Source organism: Mitsuaria sp. WAJ17 (assembly GCF_014174515.1).
In the GTDB taxonomy this organism is placed as follows: domain Bacteria; phylum Pseudomonadota; class Gammaproteobacteria; order Burkholderiales; family Burkholderiaceae_C; genus Roseateles_B.
On record NZ_JACJUG010000002.1, the window covers coordinates 272,853 to 288,369 of the forward strand.

Consider the following 15,517-nt stretch of genomic DNA (forward strand, 5'->3'; position numbering starts at 1 on the left):
CAGACCCAGCCATGCATGCCGACAAGCCCGCCCAAGCCCGTGCCGCCCCGAACGGGCACGCCGACACCCACGAGTGGTTTGCACTCTTCGAGCTGGCGCCGGTGTCTCTTTGGCTGGAAGACTTCAGCGCCCTGGCCCAACTGTTCAAGCGCTTGCGCTCCGAGGGCGTGAGCGATCTGCGCGCCCACCTGCTGAGCCATCCTGCCGACCTGCGGGTGTGCACGGAAGGCATCCGCGTGCTGTGTGTCAACCGCAAGACCCTGAGCCTGTTTGGCGCCCGAGATCAGGCCCAGCTGCTGGCCAGTCTGGGCGCTGTCTTCCGGGACGACATGCTGGGGCACCACGTACAGGATCTGGAGCGGCTGTGGCGTGGCGAGCTGAGCTACGAGAGCCAGACCGTCAACTACACCCTCGATGGTCGCCGCCTGGACGTGCGCCTGGCTGTGCGGGTGCTGCCGGGGCATGAGACGGACTGGTCGAGGGTGCTGCTGTCCCTGGAGGATGTGACGGCGCGTGCGCAGGCCCAGCGTGAGCTGCAGGCCAGCGAGCGCTATGCCAACGGCCTCTTCGAGCATTCACCCGTCTCGCTGTGGGTGGAGGATTTCAGCGGCGTCAAGCGCCTTCTGGACGAGGTCCGCGAGCAGGGCATCACCGACTTCCGCACCTTCACCGACGTGCACCCGGATTTCGTCGATCGCTGCATGGCCCAGATCCGCGTGCTGCGCGTCAACCGTCAGACCCTGCGCCTGTTCCGCTCGCCCGATCAGGCCACCCTGGTGGCACGGCTCAGCGATGTCTTCCGGGACGAGATGCGTCGCCCCTTCACCGAGCAGCTGATCGAGCTGTGGAACGGCCAGATCTTCCAGCAGCGCGAGACGGTCAACTACACCCTGGACGGCGAGCTGCTGCATGTGCACCTGCAGTTCAGCGTTCTGCCGGGCCATGAGCACGACTGGTCCCTGGTGCAGGTCTCGCTGACTGACATCAGCGCCCGCAAGAAGGCCGAAGCCTACCTCGAGTTCCTGGGCAAGCACGACGCCCTGACCAAGCTGCGCAACCGCAGCTTCTTCAGCGACGAGATCAACCGCCTGGAGCGCCGCGGCCTGGCACCGCTGGGCATCCTGCTGCTGGACGTCAACGGGCTCAAGCGCCTCAACGACGAGGCCGGCCACGCCGCGGGCGATGCCCTGCTTCGCCGCGCCGGCGAGGTGCTGGCCAAGGCGGTGGAGGCGCCGATGACGGCCTCACGCGTTGGCGGAGACGAATTCGTGCTGCTCATGCCCGGGGCCGACGAAACGGCCGTGGAGGCATTGCAGGCCCAGGTCGAGGAGCTGCTGGAGCTCAACAACCAGTTCCATGCGGGGGCGCTGCTGGAGATGTCCATGGGGCATGCCGTCTGGCGCGGCGGCGAGCGCATCGAGGCCGCGGTGCATCGCGCCGACACGATGATGTACGAACACAAAAAGGCCTTTTACGCCGCCGGGGCGCATGATCGGCGCGCCTGACCGCCGCTGCTGCGGCCTGGCTCAGGACACCATGTAGGCCGCCGATCCCGTGCTCAAGAGGCGGCCCTGGTCATCCATGAACTCCATGCGGGTGCTGGCCACGCGGCTGCCCAGTCGCAGCACCTCGGCACGGGCCCGGAAGCGCTCGCCGATGGCGGGGCGCAGGTAGTCCACCCGCAGGTCGATGGTGCCCAGTTTGTTGAAGCGCTGCAGGCGGGTGGCCGGCGGCTCCTCGCGGTGGCGGTCGCCGATGGCGGCCATCACGGCCAGGCCGCCCAAGGCGTCCAGCGTGGCCGAGATCACCCCCCCGTGCATGCGTTGATGGGCGAAATGGCCGATCAGCTCGGGGCGCATGGCCACAGCGGCCTCCGCAGCCTGCGCCTCCAGCCCGGTGACCCGCAGGCCCAGCACCTTGTTGAAGCTGATGTGCTCCTCGAAGATCTGGCAGAGGGCGGTGGTGAAATCAGCCTCGAAGACTGTGCGGGGCGGGGTGCTGATCATCCCGCAACACTAACCGAGTGGCCGCGGCCCCGGCCCTGGGGCCTTCCCCTGCAGATTGACGCCAGGGCGACAGGGCGACAGGGCAGAGCCCTGCCGCAGGTTCCTCCAGCGCGGTCCGGGCTTAAGCGGGCCCTAAGATGGCGGCGCCACCCGCGGATGACACTAGCGCCCATGATCAGCGCCCGACATCTCCCTCCCGTCCGTTTGGCCGCATGGCTGGCGGCCTTGGCCTTCGGCGCCAGCTTGAACCTGGCGCAGGCCGCAGGCCTGAGCCTGCTGCAGTCGGCGGCCGAGGAGCCGGCCTTCCTGACGGCCTTCGGCGTGTCTCCGCAGACGAAGGTCAGCTACCGGGACGAGGAAGGCCGCAGCCTGGCGCGCGAGGCCTTCTACCAGCGCCTCGCGGGCGCGGAGGGCAAGTTGGGCCTGGCCGTCGCCAAGAGCGCGCAGGAAGTGACGCTGCAGCTGCAGCTGCCGGGCAAGCGCCCGGAGCCGATGCGTTTCAAGGTCGCGCCGGGTGAGGCTGTGCCGGACTTTTCCTTGCGTTCCCTGGACCAGGCGGCGCTGACGCCCGACACGCTCAAGGGCCGCTACACGCTGATGAGCTTCTACTTCTCTACCTGCGCGCCCTGTGTGGCGGAGGTGCCCACCTTGAACGGCCTGCAGGCCCGCATGCCCGAACTGCGCCTGGCCGCCGTCACCTTCGACGACGAAGCCACCAGCCGCCGCTTTGTGCAGGACCACGGCCTGCGCTGGCCGGTCTATCCCCAGGCCAAGCCCTTCCTGCAGTCGCTGGGTATCAATTCCTTCCCGGCCTTCGCCCTGCTGAGTCCCGGGGGCAAGGTGCTGAGCATCGGCCCACTCTATGAGCTGCAGCGCAGCCAGCAGCCCGTCGAGCTGCTGCAGCACTGGGTACAGGAGCAGATCGCCCGCGATTCAGGCAAAACCTGACCCCGAGGGCGGCATCAGGCGCGGCCTGTCACTTGCGGTCCGGAGCCTTGCAGGTGCTCATGCCCAAGGGCAGGTAGGCCGGGCAGAAGCGCAGCAGGCCGGTGGCGATGAAGACCACGCCGATCCAGCCCCACAGGCCGATGAAGCCCATCAGGGTGGCGGCAATCAGGACGGTGCCGGCGATGACGCGCATCGCGCGGTCCAGGTTTCCGACATTGGCTTGCATGAGAGTTCTCCTCGGAGGGGTCAATGCACGAGAGGGGTGGCTGGCTTCAGCAGGGCGCCCTCGGCGTCCCGCACTTCCGTCGTGATGGCGATGCCATGGCCCACGCTCTGCGTCACGGTGCAGAAGGCCTCGAACTGGCTCAGCACGCGATCCAGGTGCAGGAGCTGCGCCGCGGGCACACCCAGCTGCAGCCGCGCCTGCATGGCCAGCACCCGCAGTCGGCCTTCGGCATTGCGGCCGACCTGCGCCTCGACGCTGCAGCGCAGCGGCTCCGGCGCCTGCTTGTACTTGCGCAGCGCGAAGAGCAGGGAGTCCGTGAGGCAGTTGGCCACCGCCGCGCACAGCAGCTGCACGGGCGAGGGGCCCAGGCCCGAGCCCAGGGGCGGCGGTTCATCGGTCAGCAGGGCGGGGACTTCGCCGCCGAAGCGGGTGTCGCAGCGGTAGTCCGCCTGCTGGACCAGATCGACGCGAACGTGTTCATCGCTCATCAGGGATGTCCTTTCTGGAGATGGGATTGAATCCAGCGCAGCAGTTCGGCGGCCGGCATGGCGCCGCTCTGGCGCGCGATCTCGCGGCCGCCCAGGAACATCGCCAGGGTGGGAATGCTGCGAATGCCCAGGCGTGCTGCAGTCTGCGGGCAGGCCTCCGTATCCACCTTGATGAAACGCACGCCGGGCGCCTGCGCTGCCGCCGCCTCGAACTGCGGCGCCATCATGCGGCAGGGGCCGCACCAGGCCGCCCAGAAGTCCACCAGCACGGGGGCTTCGGTTTTGGTGATGTAGTCGGCGAACAGCGCGTCGCTCAGGGCCAGCGGATGCGTCGGTGCGAGCTCGGACCCGCAGCGGCCGCAGACCGGCTGGTCCTGCAGGCGCTCCTCGGGGACACGGTTCGTCGCGCCGCAATGGGCACAGACCAGATGCATGGACAGCTCCTTGCTTCAGCAGCCCGGGCGCACGCCGAGCTTGCGCAGGATCGACTCCATCATGCACCAGCGGGTGAAGCCGCTTTGCAGGAGATTCAGGCCGACGAAGGCCGTGAAGGCCAGCCACCATTGCGAGTGGAACACGGGGCTGCCGGGCAGACCCAGGGCCAGGGACATCAAGACGAAGAAGCCGGCGGCGATGCGGACGATTTGCCAGGAAGTCATGTCAGTCTCCTTCAGTGGGGGAGGGTGTTGAAGACGCGGCCTGCAGCAGATGCAAGCGGTGGCGGTAGGCAATGAAATAGAGCGTCGGGATGACGATCAGCGTCAGCAGGGTCGAGACCAGGATGCCAAAGATCAGCGAGATGGCCAGGCCGTTGAAGATGGGGTCGTCCAGGATGAAAAAGGCGCCCAGCATGGCGGCCAGGCCCGTCAGCAGGATGGGCTGGGCGCGGGTGATGGCCGAGCGCAGGATGGCCGACTCGAAGGGCATGCCGGCGCGGACCTGAAGATTGATGAAATCCACCAGCAGGATGGAGTTGCGCACGATGATGCCGGCCAGCGCGATCATGCCGATCATGCTGGTGGCGGTGAACTGTGCGCCCAGCAGGGCATGGCCTGGCATCACGCCGATCAGGGTCAGCGGGATGGGCGCCATGATGATCAGCGGCGTCAGGTAGGAGCCGAACTGCGCCACCACCAGCAGGTAGATCAGCACCAGGCCCACGGCGTAGGCGGCACCCATGTCGCGGAAGGTCTCATAGGTGATCTGCCACTCGCCGTCCCACTTGAGGGCGTAGCCGCGGTAGGCGTCGTCGGGCTGTCGGATGAAGTGCTCATCGACCCCGGCGCCGTCCGGCGCCTGGATGCTGGCGATGGCGCTGCGCATCTGGAACATGCCGTAGAGCGGGCTGTCCACGCGGCCGGCCATGTCGCCCATCACATAGTTCACCGGCAGCAGGTCCTTGTGATGGATGGGTTGCTCGCGCAGGCTGTCGGAGATCGTCACCAGCTCGCGCAGCGGCACCAGCGCTCCCTGCGCCGAGCGCACGCGCAGGGAGAGCAGGGCGTCCAGGCTGCCTTGCTGCTCGGGTGGCAGCTGCAGCCAGGCGGCGGCGGGGTACTTGCTCTGGTCATGGAGCCAGACCACCGCCTCGCCGGCCTGGGCCGTGCGCAGGGTGCTGACGATGGCGGCCTGGCTCACGCCCAGCTGCGCGGCGCGGGCGCGCTGCACCAGCAGCAGCTGGCGCGGGGCGGCGGCGATGCTGCTGTCGTCCACGTCCACCACGCCGGTCTGCTGCTCGAAGACCTGGCGCACCTGGCGTGCCAGCTGCTGGCGGCCGGCGTCGTCGGGGCCGTAAACCTCGGCCACCAGCGGCGCCAGTACCGGCGGGCCCGGCGGCACTTCCACCACTTTCACGTTGGCGCCAAAACGCCGGGCGATGGCCTGCAGCGGCGGGCGCAGGCGGGTGGCGATGGCATGGCTCTGCGCCTGGCGGTGGTGCTTGTCGACCAGATTGACCTGGATGTCGCCCAGCTCGCCACCGGCGCGCAGCTCGTACTGGCGCACCAGGCCGTTGAAGTTGATGGGCGAGGCCGTGCCGGCATAGGCCTGGTAGTGCAGCACCTCGGGCACGGTGGACAGGTAGGCGCCCAGCTCGTGCATGACCGCGGCCGTCTGCTCCACCGGTGTGCCCGCCGGCATGTCCACCACCAGCTGGAGCTCGGACTTGTTGTCGAAGGGCAGCATCTTGAGCATGACCAGCCCTCCCGCGGGCAGGGCCAGCGAGAGCGCGATCAGCCCCGCGATGCCCAGGCCCAGCAGTCGGCGGCTGCGGGCGCCGCGCTGTGCGTCCAGCAGTGGCGTGAACAGCCGCGTGAAGAGAGGCGCCAGCTTCGCGGAGAGCCCCTGCAATGCGTCCGGATCCGCCGGATGATCGGCGGGCAGCGCCTTCATCCACAGGCGGGCCAGCCAGGGTGTCACCACGAAGGCGATGGCCAGTGACAGCAGCATGCCCATGCTGGCGTTGATGGGGATGGGCCCCATGTAGGGCCCCATCAGCCCGCTGACGAAGGCCATGGGCAGCAAGGCGGCGATCACCGTCAGCGTGGCCAGGATGGTGGGGCCGCCGACCTCATCGACGGCACCCGGAATCAGCTGGGCCAGGCTGCGGCCCGGATGCATCTGCTGGTGGCGGTGGATGTTCTCGACCACCACGATGGCGTCGTCCACCAGGATGCCGATCGAGAAGATCAGCGCGAACAACGAGACCCGGTTGAGAGTGAAGCCCCAGGCCCAGGAGGCGAAGAGGGTGACGGTCAGCGTGAGGATCACGGCCGCGCCCACGATGGCGGCCTCGCGCCGGCCCAGGGCGAGGAAGACCAGGCCCACCACCGAGGCAGTGGCGAAGAGCAGCTTCTGGATCAGCTTCTGAGCCTTGTCGTTGGCGGTGGCGCCGTAGTTGCGCGTCTCCTGCACCAGCACCTCGGCGGGGATGACGGTGTTGCGCAGCGCCTCCACCCGGTGTCGCAGCGCATTGGCGACGTCGATGGCGTTCTCGCCGGCCTTCTTGGTAATGGCGATCGTGATGGCCGGATGCTCGCCCCGCAGCTCGGAGGCCGCCCCTTGCGGCTGCGGCGCACCGCCCGTGCCGTGCCATACGTAGCGGCTGGGCGTCAGGGGGCCATCGACGATGCGGGCCACCTCACGCAGGAACAGGGGCCGGCCTTCGCGCACGCCCACCACCAGCTCCTCCAGGTCGCGGGCCGAGGACAACCAGGAGCCGGCCTCCAGCGCGATGGCCTGGCCGCCCTGCAGCAGCTCGCCAACGGGCTGTCCCATCTGGGCCGACTGCAGGGCTTGGCGCAGTTCGCCCAGGCTGAGCCCGGCCTTGGCCAGGCGCGCGGCGTCGATGTGGATCTGCACGGCGCGGCCCGGGCCGCCCAGGCTCACCACGTCACGGGTTCCGGGCACGCGCTTGAGCTCGTTCTCCAGGCTGTGGGCCACGCGCTCGAGATCGTAGGCGCCCGTCTCGGGCTGGGTGCTGAAGAGGGTGAAGCTGACGATGGGCACGTCGTCGATGCCCTTGGGCTTGACCAGGGGCTGCTGCACCCCGAGCCCGACGGGCAGCCAGTCGGCATGGCTGCTGACGGTGTCATGCAGGCGCACCAGGGCCTCGGTGCGCGGCACGCCGACCTTGAACTGCACGGTCAGCACTGCGAGGCCGGGACGGGAGACCGACATCACATGCTCGACCCCCGCCATCCGCGAGAGCACCTGCTCGCCGGGACTGGCCACCATCTGCTCCACGTCCTTGACCGAGGCGCCGGGGAAGGGCACCAGCACGTTGGCCATGGTGACGTTGATCTGCGGCTCCTCCTCGCGTGGCGTGACCAGCACAGCAAAGACGCCCAACAGCAGGGCCACCAGGGCCAGCAACGGGGTGATGTGGGCAGACTGGAAGAAGGCCGCGATGCGCCCCGAGGCGCCCAGTGCCGGCTTGTCCATTGAATCCATGGGGACTCCCGCTCAACGCAGCCGGGCGGCAGCCTGCGGCTCCAGGGCCACGCGCTCGCCGGCCTTCAGGCCGCTGAGGATCTCGATCTGGCTGCCGCGGCTTTCGCCCAGACGCACCTGGCGCAGCAGGGGTCGGCCTTCGGCATTGAGTACATAGAGCCCGGTCATTTCCGCACGGCGCACCACGGCCTGGGTCGGCACCAGCAGGGGGGCTGCCAGGGCGGGAGCCTCAGCCGCGCCACTCAGCCGGATGCGCGCGAACTGGCCGGGCACCAGGCCCTTCAGGGTGGCGGGCAGCTCGGCCCGCAGCTCCATGGTGCCGCTGCTGCTGTCCACGGTCGGCAGCCATTGCACGCGACTGGGGATCTGCCCTTGCACGCCCAGGGTGGGAAGGTCGAGCAGGACGGCGTTGCCCGCGGCCTGGGCGGCTTGTGCCTGGGCCTGCGGCACATGGGCCGTGACGCGCAGGGCTGAGGGGTCGTAGAGCACGGCGAGACTGCGGCCGGGCAGGGCCATATCGCCCTGCACCACGGGCAGCTCCGCGATCACGCCGGCAAAGGGCGCACGCAGCTGGAACCAGGCGCTCTGGCTGCGCGCCGCGCCGGCCTGGGCCAACTGGGCCTGCACCTGGGCCGCCGTGGCCTTGAACTGGGCGTCCGCCTGATCCAGGGCCGCCTGGCTGATGAAGCGCTGGTTGAAGAGTTGTTGCTGGCGGTCCAGCTCGCGCCGGGCCAGCTCCAACTGGGCGCGCGCGACCTGGGTCTGAGCCTCGCTGGCCTGGGCACTTTGGTCGGCGCTGCGGGCGTCCAGGCGCATCAGCAGTTGGCCTGCCTTGACGGTGTCTCCGGGCTTGACCAGCAGCTCCACCACGGCACCAGCCACCTGGGCGGCCAGCGTGGTCTGGCGCATGGCTTCGACGCGGGCCTCAAAGGACTGGCTCTGCGCGCCGCTGCCTGCCTGCACGGTGTAGGTCCTGAGCGAGGGCAGGACCATCTCGGCTGCCTGGGCTGGGCCGTCTGGCAGGCCGGCCAGGGCCAGCATCAGCAGGGCTGCGACCGGGAGAAGGGCGGGGGAAGGGATCTTGCGCATGGTGGGGCGTCGAGGGCTGGACAGGGCGTCGTGTTATATTTATTATTTGCGCAATCATGCAAATAGTCAAATGGTTCCATCCAGGCGGCGTGGACCGGATGGGTCCATGGCTGCTGCGCCCGCCGGAGGTCGGCCTGTCATGCCCAAGTCCCGTCCTGCCCCCGATGTATCCCCGCCGCTGCCGGCGCCGGTCAATGCGGCGAAGCCTGGCGGCATTCGCAACCTGCCAGACAGCGCTCTGCCGCAGGTGGCGGGCTTCTTCCAATTGCTGGCCGAGCCCAGCCGGCTGCGCGTGCTCCATCTGCTGCGCGAGCAGCCGCAGTGCGTGGGCGATCTGGCCCGGGCTTGCGGCAGCAGCACCGCCAACATCTCGCGGCATCTGGCGCAGCTGCAGCACCATGGTCTGGTGCACCGCGAGGGCCGGGGCACCCATGTGTACTACCGCATCGCCGACCCCTCGGTCTATGCGCTGTGTGACCTCGTCTGCGGCCAACTGGCCCGCCAGCACGCGCGCATCGCCAAGGCTGGCGCCAGCGTCCTCAGGCCTTGAGCGCTTCCTTCCATTTGTCCTGCTTGACCACGCAAGGAATGCACCGACATGAACAAGCCCCCGCTGCACCTCGATCCCCGATCCGCCCTGGAGGCCCTGCACCAGGGGGCCTGGCTGGTGGATGTGCGCGAGCCCCACGAGAGAGCCCGCCTGGCCTACGCCGTGCAACGCTGCATCCCCATGCCCCTGAGCGAGCTGGAGCGCCGCCACCACGAGCTGCCGCGCGATGCCGAGCTGGTCCTGGCCTGCGCGGCCGGGGGGCGCAGCCAGCAGGCCATGGGCTACCTCCTGCACCACGGCCACAGCAAGGTGCGCAACCTGGCAGGGGGCATGGCCGCCTGGATGGCCCATGGCCTGCCGGTGGCGGTCGCCTGAGGCCCAGCGCGACAAGGCGCCCAGCCTTGATTCGCGGCATCTGCCGCAAATCAAGGCTTCTCCCTGTGGCGTTGACGCCCAAGGACCGGGCCGGCCTTCGCCGGCTTCCTCTACGATGAACGCATGGCGCTGCGCTTCCTGCTCGTCTTGTCCTGCGTCCTGGGACTTCCGGGACTCCTGGGCCCGCATGGCCCGGCTGCGGCACAGCCGGGGGCCAAGGTTTTGCGCGTGCTGGCCTGGCCGGGTTATGCCGATCCTGAGGTGCTGCAGGGTTTCACCCAGAAGACCGGGGCGCGGGTGGAGCTCACCGTGGTTGGCTCCGACGAGGCCATGCGCCAGCGGCTGCTGGCCAACAAGGGCGGCGACTTCGACGTCTTCGCCCTCAACACCGCCGAACTCCAGCAGTACATCGAGCAGGGCATGGCCCTGCCCATCGACCTCCAGCGCATCCCCAACACCCGGCGCCAGCTGCCGCGCTTCCGCGAGCTGGCGTCCATCCCGGGCTTGAGCCGCCGGCGCGAGGGCCAGCTGCGGGTCTTCGCCGTGCCCTATACCTACTCGGAGATGGGCCTGATCTACGACCGGCGCCAGATCACCACACCGCCTGGCTCCCTGCAGGACCTCTGGGATCCGCGCTGGAAGGGCAAGGTCCTGGCCTATGCGGGCGGCACCCACAACTTCTCGCTGGCCGCGCTGGCCCTGGGCCAGGCCCAGCCCTTCCACATCGAGGACTCGCGCTGGCCGGCGGCCGTGGACAAGCTGGTGGCCCTGCGGCGCAATGTGCTGAGCTTCTACAGCCTGCCGGAGGAGTCCGTGCAGCTGTTCCAGCGGCATCGCGTCGCCCTGATGTACGCCAATTACGGCATGCAACAGGTGCACCTCCTGAAGGCTGCGGGTGCCGATGTGGGCTATGTGATTCCGCGCGAAGGCGCGCTGGCCTGGCTGGATTGCTGGGCCATCTCCACGGCCACGCGCCAGCCCGAACTGGCCCATGCCTGGATCAACTTCATGCTGGAGGAGCCCGCCAGCAGCCTGCTGGTCACGCGCCAGGGCCTGGCCAACACGGTCAGCGAATCGGTCAGCAGCGCGCCGCAGGTGCCGCTGCGTTGGTTGGAGCCGGTGGAGGACGAGCCGCGGCGCGAGCTGCTCTGGTCCCGCATCCAGTCCGGTGACCAGCCGTCCAAGGTGCTGCATCGATGAAGGTCGGCATCTCCTGGCGTCTGGGCCTTGCATTGGCCCTGAGCGGCGTGCTGGCCGCCGGGCTGACGGGCTATTACGCCTACAGTGCCAGCCGCCAACTCCTGGTCGCGGCCGCCGAGCAGCGCCTCGTGACGGCCACTCGGGTGCTGGTCCGCCAGCTGGCCGTGGGGCTGGACGGCACGGCCCGGGACGTGCTGATGGTGGCCGGTCATCCGGGTGCCGCCCGCCTGCTGCTGCGCGCGGACCCCGAGCTGGTGGCCCGCAACGAGACCACCCTGGCCCAGCTGTTCCGCCAGGTGCTGGAGACCCATCCCGAGTACTTCCAGATGCGCCTGATGGACGCCGCCAACCATGGCCTCGAGCGCGTGCGCGTGGACCGTGACGACATCGGCGTGACCCGCGTGCAGGGCGAGGACCTGCAGGAGAAGGGCCACTATCCCTACGTCTACGAGGCGATGCGCCTGCAGGCCGGCCAGGTCTATGTCTCGCGCGCGGTGATCAACCATGAGGTCGGCGCCCATGCCGGCCATGGCAAGCCGGCACTGGAGGTGTCCGCGCCGGTGATGGACATGCATGGCGTGGTGCTGGGCGTCATCGTGATCAATGTGGACCTGAATGGCCTCTTCGGCCAGCTCGCCGCCGACCTCCCACCGGGCCTTCAGCTCTACCTCAGCAACGCGCAGGGCGAGTACCTGGTCCATCCCGACCGGAGCAAGACCTTTGCCTTTGACCGCGGCCAGTCCTCGCTGGTGCAGGACGAGTTCCCCAGCGTGAGCGAACTGCTGGTGAACCCGCCGGTCCAGGGCGAACAGACGGTGGTGACCCGTTCCCTGGGCAGCAATGCCACGGCCCATGTGGCGGCCTTCGTGCGTCAGCCGCCGTCAATGCTGAAGGCGGAGGAGGACTTTGTGCTGGGCCTCTCGCAACCCCTGTCCGAGGTGCTGTCCGAGAGCGACAGTCTCGGGCGCATGGTGCTGCGCATCGTCGCCGCCTTCAGTGCGCTGGCGGTGCTGATGGCCGCCCTGCTGGCGCGCGCGTTGACCCGGCCGCTGGCGCAGATCGTCCGCGCGGTGGAGGGTTTCGTGGGCGGTCTGCGCAGCGATGAACTGCCCACCGGCCGCCGGGACGAGATCGGCATGCTGGCCCGCTCCATCGAGCACATGCAGATGCAGATTGGCGGCCAGTTCGCCAAGCTGGCCCAGAAGCAGCACGAGCTGGACCACCTGGCCAGCCATGACAGCCTGACCGGCTTGCAGAACCGCCGCTTCTTCATGGACCGGCTGGACCATGCCCTGGCCCATGCCCGCCGTGACCAGGGCCGTCTGGCCATGCTCTTCGTGGACCTGGACGGCTTCAAGGAGATCAACGACAGCGTGGGCCATGCGGCCGGTGATGCCGTGCTCAAGGCTCTGGCCCTGCGGCTGCGGCACATGGTGCGGGAGTCCGACACCGTGGCCCGCATCGGCGGCGACGAGTTCGTGATCCTCATCGACCAGGTGAGCGATCCCGAGGACGTGGACGTGGTCGCCCGCAAGATCCGCGACGCCCTGGCCGAGCCCGTGCTGTGGGAAGGGCGCGAGCTGCGGGTCGGCGCCAGCGTGGGGGTCGGCCGCTTCCCCGAGCACGGGCAGGACGGCGAAACGCTGATGGGCGCGGCCGACCAGGCCATGTACCGGGCCAAGAGCGGCGGTGGTGGTCTGATCTGCCATGCCGAGGCGCCGCCGCGGCGCCTGCCCTGACCGACGCTGCGGGCGATCAGGAGGGCCGCCGTGCGTGGCACAGCCAGGCCATCAGCAGGCCGAAGCCCAGCAGGGACAGACCATGCAGCCAGGCGGCACAGGGCAGCAGGTGTGACGCTTCCACGCCCAGTTGGCCCAGGGCCCGCAGCAGCAGGCTCAGCGCCATCAGGCCCAGCGGCGCCAGGGCCCAGGGGCTGTAGCGCGGCTGCAGGCGCAGCAGGGCGGGCAGCATGATGGGCGCATGGCCAAAGACCATGGCCATCACGAAGCCCAGCCACAGCCAGTGCCAGGCCAATTGGGGCAGGCCCAGCAGGCCCGCCAGCGCGGCGGCCGCGGCCCAGGCATAGCCCAGCAGCAGGCAGCGCGCAGTGTGGCCGGCCCAGGCGCTGGCGCGCCACTGGCGTCGGGCGATGTCGAAGGCCAGCAGCCACAGGGCCAGGGCCAGCAGCAGCGGCCAGGCCAGCCGGGCCGCCAGCGCGGGCTGCCAGAGACTGAGCCCGCCGCTGCCCAGCAGGGCGGCCCACAGCAGCAGGAAGCTGTGGCGGGCCAGGGGGCCCAGGGGCAGCAGCCGGCAAAGCTCGCGCCGCTCGCCCGCGATGGTCAGCAGCAGGAACAGTGAGCCGTTCCAGCGCAGCGCGAAGTCGGACCCCTGCACCTGCGCGGCCACCGCCATCAGCAGGGCCAGGCTGGCGCTGGCCTCGATCAGCAAGGGCAGGGACCAGGCGCGCGAATGCCCGGCCCACAGGTACAGCGCCAGCAGGCCCAGCGCGGCGGCGGCCCAGAGGCCCATGGCCAGGTTCGGCAGGCCGGCAACCAGGACCGGGCCGGCCAGGCCGCACAGGAGGGGCACCGCGAAGCCGCGGCCCAGCGCGGCTGCCCGCTCCAGCGCGATGAGGGTGGCGAAGAAGCCGCCCAGCATCAGCAGGCCGTGGTGCTGCAGCGACTGCTGGGCGAGGAAGGACAGACCCGTTGGCAGGCCGCCCAGGCGCTGCAGGCCGCCCGCCAGGGCCAGCAGCAGGTTCACCAGAGCCAGGGGCAGGGCCAGGCGCAGACCCGGCGTGAGGGGGCGGCGTGGGGCGGCGTTCACGGGGCGGGCAATGCTGACGAGTCAGGCCCAGCCCAGGCGCAGGCGCAGGGCTGTGGACATGCGCTGCGGAGTCCAGACGGCGTCCCAGTCCATCTCGACCTCGACCGTCCAGTCCGGCGGGCAGGCCTGGCGCAAGGCGGTCTCGGCATCCTCGATCAGCACGTCGGCCATGGGGCAGGTGGCACTGGTGGGGATCAGGCGCAGGGCCACGCTGGCGGGGCCCAGGACCAGGCTGTCCACCAGGCCCAGGTCCACGATGCTCTCGCCGATTTCGGGGTCGGCGACGCGGCGCAGCACGGCCATCAGACGCTCGCGCTCGGGATCGGTCGTGGCTGCGGCGTCGAGGGAGGGGGCAGGTCTTGCGTCGTCCATGTCAGCTCCGGTCTGGCGGCTTCAGCGCGGCACGAAGAAGCTGGCCTCTGCCTGGAAGGCGGGGGCCTCGGGATGGTCCAGGTCACGAGCCAGCAGCTGCACGCGCCGGGCGCCGCTCTCGTTCACCACGCCCGGCGGCAGGCGCAGCTGCACCGGCAGGGACACGATGGCGGCCGGTGCCACGTCCACCCGCTCCCCGCCCAGCAGGCGCAGGCCCGGCAGGCCGGCGGCCTCCAGTGCCAGGTGCAGGGTGTGCTCGCTGCGGTTGAGCAGCTGCAGGCGGTAGACGTTCTCGACCTGGCCGTCGTCCACCTGGCGCGCCATGACGCCGCGGTCCTTGATGACATCGATCAGCAGAACGCTGCGCTGGCTCAGCTGCCAGACCATCAGCGCGCCCAGCACGGCCAGCGCGCCACCGTAGATCAGCACCCGCGGCCGCAGGGTGCGTCGCCACATCTGGGCGCGCGTGAGCCCCTGCGCAACGCCGTTCTCGGTGGCATAGCGGATCAGACCGTGCGGTGCGCCGACCTTGTCCATCACCTGATCGCAGACGTCAATGCAGGCGGCGCAGCCGATGCACTCGTTCTGCAGGCCCTTGCGGATGTCGATGCCGGTGGGGCAGACCTGCACGCACAGGGTGCAGTCCACGCAGTCGCCGCGGCCTTCGGCCAGTACCTCGGCCGACTTGCGCGAGCGCGCGCCGCGCGGCTCGCCGCGCCGGGCGTCGTAGGTGATGATCAGGGAGTCGGCGTCGATCAGGGCGCTCTGGAAGCGGGCGTAGGGGCAGATGTACTTGCACATCTGTTCGCGCAGCCAGCCGGCATTGCCGTAGGTGGCGCCGGCATAGAACAGCACCCAGAACAGCTCCCAGGGCGACAGCGCGAAGGCCATCAGCGCCTGGCTCAGCTCGCGGATGGGGCTGAAGTAGCCCACGAAACTGAAGCCGGTGAACAGGGCCAGCAGGACCCAGCCCGTGTGCTTGGCGGCCTTGCGCGCCAGCTTCTCCGGCGTCCAGGGCGAGGCATCCAGGCGCATGCGGGCCTGACGGTCGCCCTCAGTGTGGCGCTCGATCCAGAGGAAGAGCTCCGTGTAGACGGTCTGCGGGCAGGCATAGCCGCACCACAGCCGCCCGGCCACGGCGGTGAAGAAGAAGAGCAGCAGGGCGCTGAAGACCAGCAGGGTCGCCAGGTAGATCAGGTCCTGCGGGTAGAAGACCAGGCTGCCGATGTAGAAGCGGCCGCCCACGAGGTCGAAGAGCAGGGCCTGGCGGTCTCCCCACTGCACCCAGGGCATGCCGTAGAAGAAGAGCTGGGTCAGTGCCACCAGGGCCCAGCGCCAGTTGGCGAAGCGGCCGCTGACGGAGCGCGGGTAGACCTTCTTCTCGGCCACATAGAGCGAGCTGCCGGCTGCTGCGGCGCTGGCCTGGATGGGAATGACGCGGCGGGCCGCGCGGTCGGCGGCAGGGGGCTCGGCGGAGGACATGCGC

The 15,517-nt window shown here is 69.6% G+C and carries 16 protein-coding genes; 6 read left to right on the top strand and 10 right to left on the bottom strand.

The features are described from left to right. Positions 1-11: 11 nt before the first annotated feature. Positions 12-1,505: a sensor domain-containing diguanylate cyclase gene (locus H5407_RS02815; RefSeq protein ID WP_183102887.1), complete on the top strand. Its 1,494-nt coding sequence runs from the start codon at positions 12-14 to the stop codon at positions 1,503-1,505. 21 nt (positions 1,506-1,526) lie between these two features. Here H5407_RS02815 and H5407_RS02820 read toward each other — a convergent pair whose 3' ends face one another. Next, positions 1,527-2,006: a thioesterase family protein gene (locus H5407_RS02820; protein WP_183102888.1), complete on the bottom strand. Its 480-nt coding sequence runs from the start codon at positions 2,004-2,006 to the stop codon at positions 1,527-1,529. 171 nt (positions 2,007-2,177) lie between these two features. Between H5407_RS02820 and H5407_RS02825 the strand changes: the two genes are divergently transcribed. Next, positions 2,178-2,954, top strand: a complete 777-nt coding sequence (locus H5407_RS02825; RefSeq protein WP_183102889.1) for a TlpA disulfide reductase family protein — start codon at positions 2,178-2,180, stop codon at positions 2,952-2,954. Between the two features lie 28 nt (positions 2,955-2,982). Here H5407_RS02825 and H5407_RS02830 read toward each other — a convergent pair whose 3' ends face one another. Genes H5407_RS02830 through H5407_RS02855 form a run of 6 tightly spaced genes read right to left on the bottom strand, consistent with a single transcriptional unit; the run spans position 2,983 to position 8,708 of the window. Then, the gene (locus H5407_RS02830) at positions 2,983-3,180 is read right to left on the bottom strand and encodes a DUF2892 domain-containing protein (protein WP_183102890.1); all 198 of its coding nucleotides are present in this window, start codon (positions 3,178-3,180) and stop codon (positions 2,983-2,985) included. Positions 3,181-3,200: 20 nt separating this feature from the next. Continuing rightward, a complete protein-coding gene (locus tag H5407_RS02835) occupies positions 3,201-3,668 on the bottom strand; it encodes an OsmC family protein (RefSeq protein ID WP_183102891.1) in 468 nt (155 codons plus the stop codon). Further along, positions 3,668-4,102 carry a thioredoxin TrxC gene (gene trxC / locus H5407_RS02840; RefSeq protein WP_183102892.1) on the bottom strand — a complete coding sequence of 145 codons (435 nt, stop codon included), beginning with the start codon at positions 4,100-4,102 and terminating at the stop codon, positions 3,668-3,670. The genes H5407_RS02835 and trxC overlap by 1 nt, the downstream gene beginning before the upstream one ends. Before the next feature lie 15 nt (positions 4,103-4,117). Continuing rightward, positions 4,118-4,327 carry a DUF2892 domain-containing protein gene (locus H5407_RS02845; RefSeq protein ID WP_183102893.1) on the bottom strand — a complete coding sequence of 70 codons (210 nt, stop codon included), beginning with the start codon at positions 4,325-4,327 and terminating at the stop codon, positions 4,118-4,120. A 1-nt stretch (position 4,328) separates the two neighbouring features. Beyond that, on the bottom strand, positions 4,329-7,610 hold the full coding sequence (locus H5407_RS02850) for an efflux RND transporter permease subunit (RefSeq protein ID WP_183102953.1): 3,282 nt from the start codon (positions 7,608-7,610) through the stop codon (positions 4,329-4,331). Between the two features lie 21 nt (positions 7,611-7,631). Further along, positions 7,632-8,708, bottom strand: coding sequence for an efflux RND transporter periplasmic adaptor subunit (locus H5407_RS02855; protein ID WP_183102894.1), 1,077 nt, complete (start codon positions 8,706-8,708; stop codon positions 7,632-7,634). A 214-nt stretch (positions 8,709-8,922) separates the two neighbouring features. Here H5407_RS02855 and H5407_RS02860 point away from each other — a divergent pair, with 214 nt between their 5' ends. The 4 genes from H5407_RS02860 (at position 8,923) to H5407_RS02875 (ending at position 12,572) form a co-directional block, all read left to right on the top strand. After that, positions 8,923-9,258, top strand: coding sequence for a helix-turn-helix transcriptional regulator (locus H5407_RS02860; protein ID WP_183102954.1), 336 nt, complete (start codon positions 8,923-8,925; stop codon positions 9,256-9,258). A gap of 48 nt (positions 9,259-9,306) precedes the next feature. Next, entirely contained in the window at positions 9,307-9,633 is a 327-nt protein-coding gene (locus H5407_RS02865; protein ID WP_183102895.1) for a rhodanese-like domain-containing protein, read from the top strand. A 123-nt stretch (positions 9,634-9,756) separates the two neighbouring features. Continuing rightward, positions 9,757-10,833: a PotD/PotF family extracellular solute-binding protein gene (locus tag H5407_RS02870; protein ID WP_183102896.1), complete on the top strand. Its 1,077-nt coding sequence runs from the start codon at positions 9,757-9,759 to the stop codon at positions 10,831-10,833. Continuing rightward, positions 10,830-12,572 carry a diguanylate cyclase domain-containing protein gene (locus tag H5407_RS02875; protein ID WP_183102897.1) on the top strand — a complete coding sequence of 581 codons (1,743 nt, stop codon included), beginning with the start codon at positions 10,830-10,832 and terminating at the stop codon, positions 12,570-12,572. Before H5407_RS02870 ends, H5407_RS02875 begins: the two co-directional genes overlap by 4 nt. 16 nt (positions 12,573-12,588) lie before the next feature. Here the strand turns inward: H5407_RS02875 and H5407_RS02880 are convergent, their stop codons facing one another. From H5407_RS02880 to ccoG, 3 genes are read right to left on the bottom strand one after another with little or no spacing between them, the layout of a single operon-like run. After that, positions 12,589-13,659, bottom strand: coding sequence for a hypothetical protein (locus tag H5407_RS02880; RefSeq protein WP_183102898.1), 1,071 nt, complete (start codon positions 13,657-13,659; stop codon positions 12,589-12,591). A gap of 21 nt (positions 13,660-13,680) precedes the next feature. Next, the gene (locus H5407_RS02885; RefSeq protein WP_183102899.1) at positions 13,681-14,031 is read right to left on the bottom strand and encodes a metal-sulfur cluster assembly factor; all 351 of its coding nucleotides are present in this window, start codon (positions 14,029-14,031) and stop codon (positions 13,681-13,683) included. Positions 14,032-14,052: 21 nt separating this feature from the next. Further along, positions 14,053-15,513: a cytochrome c oxidase accessory protein CcoG gene (gene ccoG / locus H5407_RS02890; RefSeq protein ID WP_183102900.1), complete on the bottom strand. Its 1,461-nt coding sequence runs from the start codon at positions 15,511-15,513 to the stop codon at positions 14,053-14,055. Positions 15,514-15,517: the final 4 nt, after the last annotated feature.

Bases quoted from the DNA above. Each gene is read 5' to 3' on its own strand.
- H5407_RS02825 (WP_183102889.1), top strand. From the start codon at position 2,178: ATGATCAGCGCCCGACATCTCCCTCCCGTCCGTTTGGCCGCATGGCTG.
- H5407_RS02845 (WP_183102893.1), bottom strand. From the start codon at position 4,327: ATGACTTCCTGGCAAATCGTCCGCATCGCCGCCGGCTTCTTCGTCTTG.
- H5407_RS02835 (WP_183102891.1), bottom strand. From the start codon at position 3,668: ATGAGCGATGAACACGTTCGCGTCGATCTGGTCCAGCAGGCGGACTAC.
- H5407_RS02830 (WP_183102890.1), bottom strand. From the start codon at position 3,180: ATGCAAGCCAATGTCGGAAACCTGGACCGCGCGATGCGCGTCATCGCC.
- H5407_RS02875 (WP_183102897.1), top strand. From the start codon at position 10,830: ATGAAGGTCGGCATCTCCTGGCGTCTGGGCCTTGCATTGGCCCTGAGC.
- H5407_RS02855 (WP_183102894.1), bottom strand. From the start codon at position 8,708: ATGCGCAAGATCCCTTCCCCCGCCCTTCTCCCGGTCGCAGCCCTGCTG.
- ccoG (WP_183102900.1), bottom strand. From the start codon at position 15,513: ATGTCCTCCGCCGAGCCCCCTGCCGCCGACCGCGCGGCCCGCCGCGTC.
- H5407_RS02870 (WP_183102896.1), top strand. From the start codon at position 9,757: ATGGCGCTGCGCTTCCTGCTCGTCTTGTCCTGCGTCCTGGGACTTCCG.
- H5407_RS02850 (WP_183102953.1), bottom strand. From the start codon at position 7,610: ATGGACAAGCCGGCACTGGGCGCCTCGGGGCGCATCGCGGCCTTCTTC.
- trxC (WP_183102892.1), bottom strand. From the start codon at position 4,102: ATGCATCTGGTCTGTGCCCATTGCGGCGCGACGAACCGTGTCCCCGAG.
- H5407_RS02865 (WP_183102895.1), top strand. From the start codon at position 9,307: ATGAACAAGCCCCCGCTGCACCTCGATCCCCGATCCGCCCTGGAGGCC.
- H5407_RS02820 (WP_183102888.1), bottom strand. From the start codon at position 2,006: ATGATCAGCACCCCGCCCCGCACAGTCTTCGAGGCTGATTTCACCACC.
- H5407_RS02885 (WP_183102899.1), bottom strand. From the start codon at position 14,031: ATGGACGACGCAAGACCTGCCCCCTCCCTCGACGCCGCAGCCACGACC.
- H5407_RS02815 (WP_183102887.1), top strand. From the start codon at position 12: ATGCATGCCGACAAGCCCGCCCAAGCCCGTGCCGCCCCGAACGGGCAC.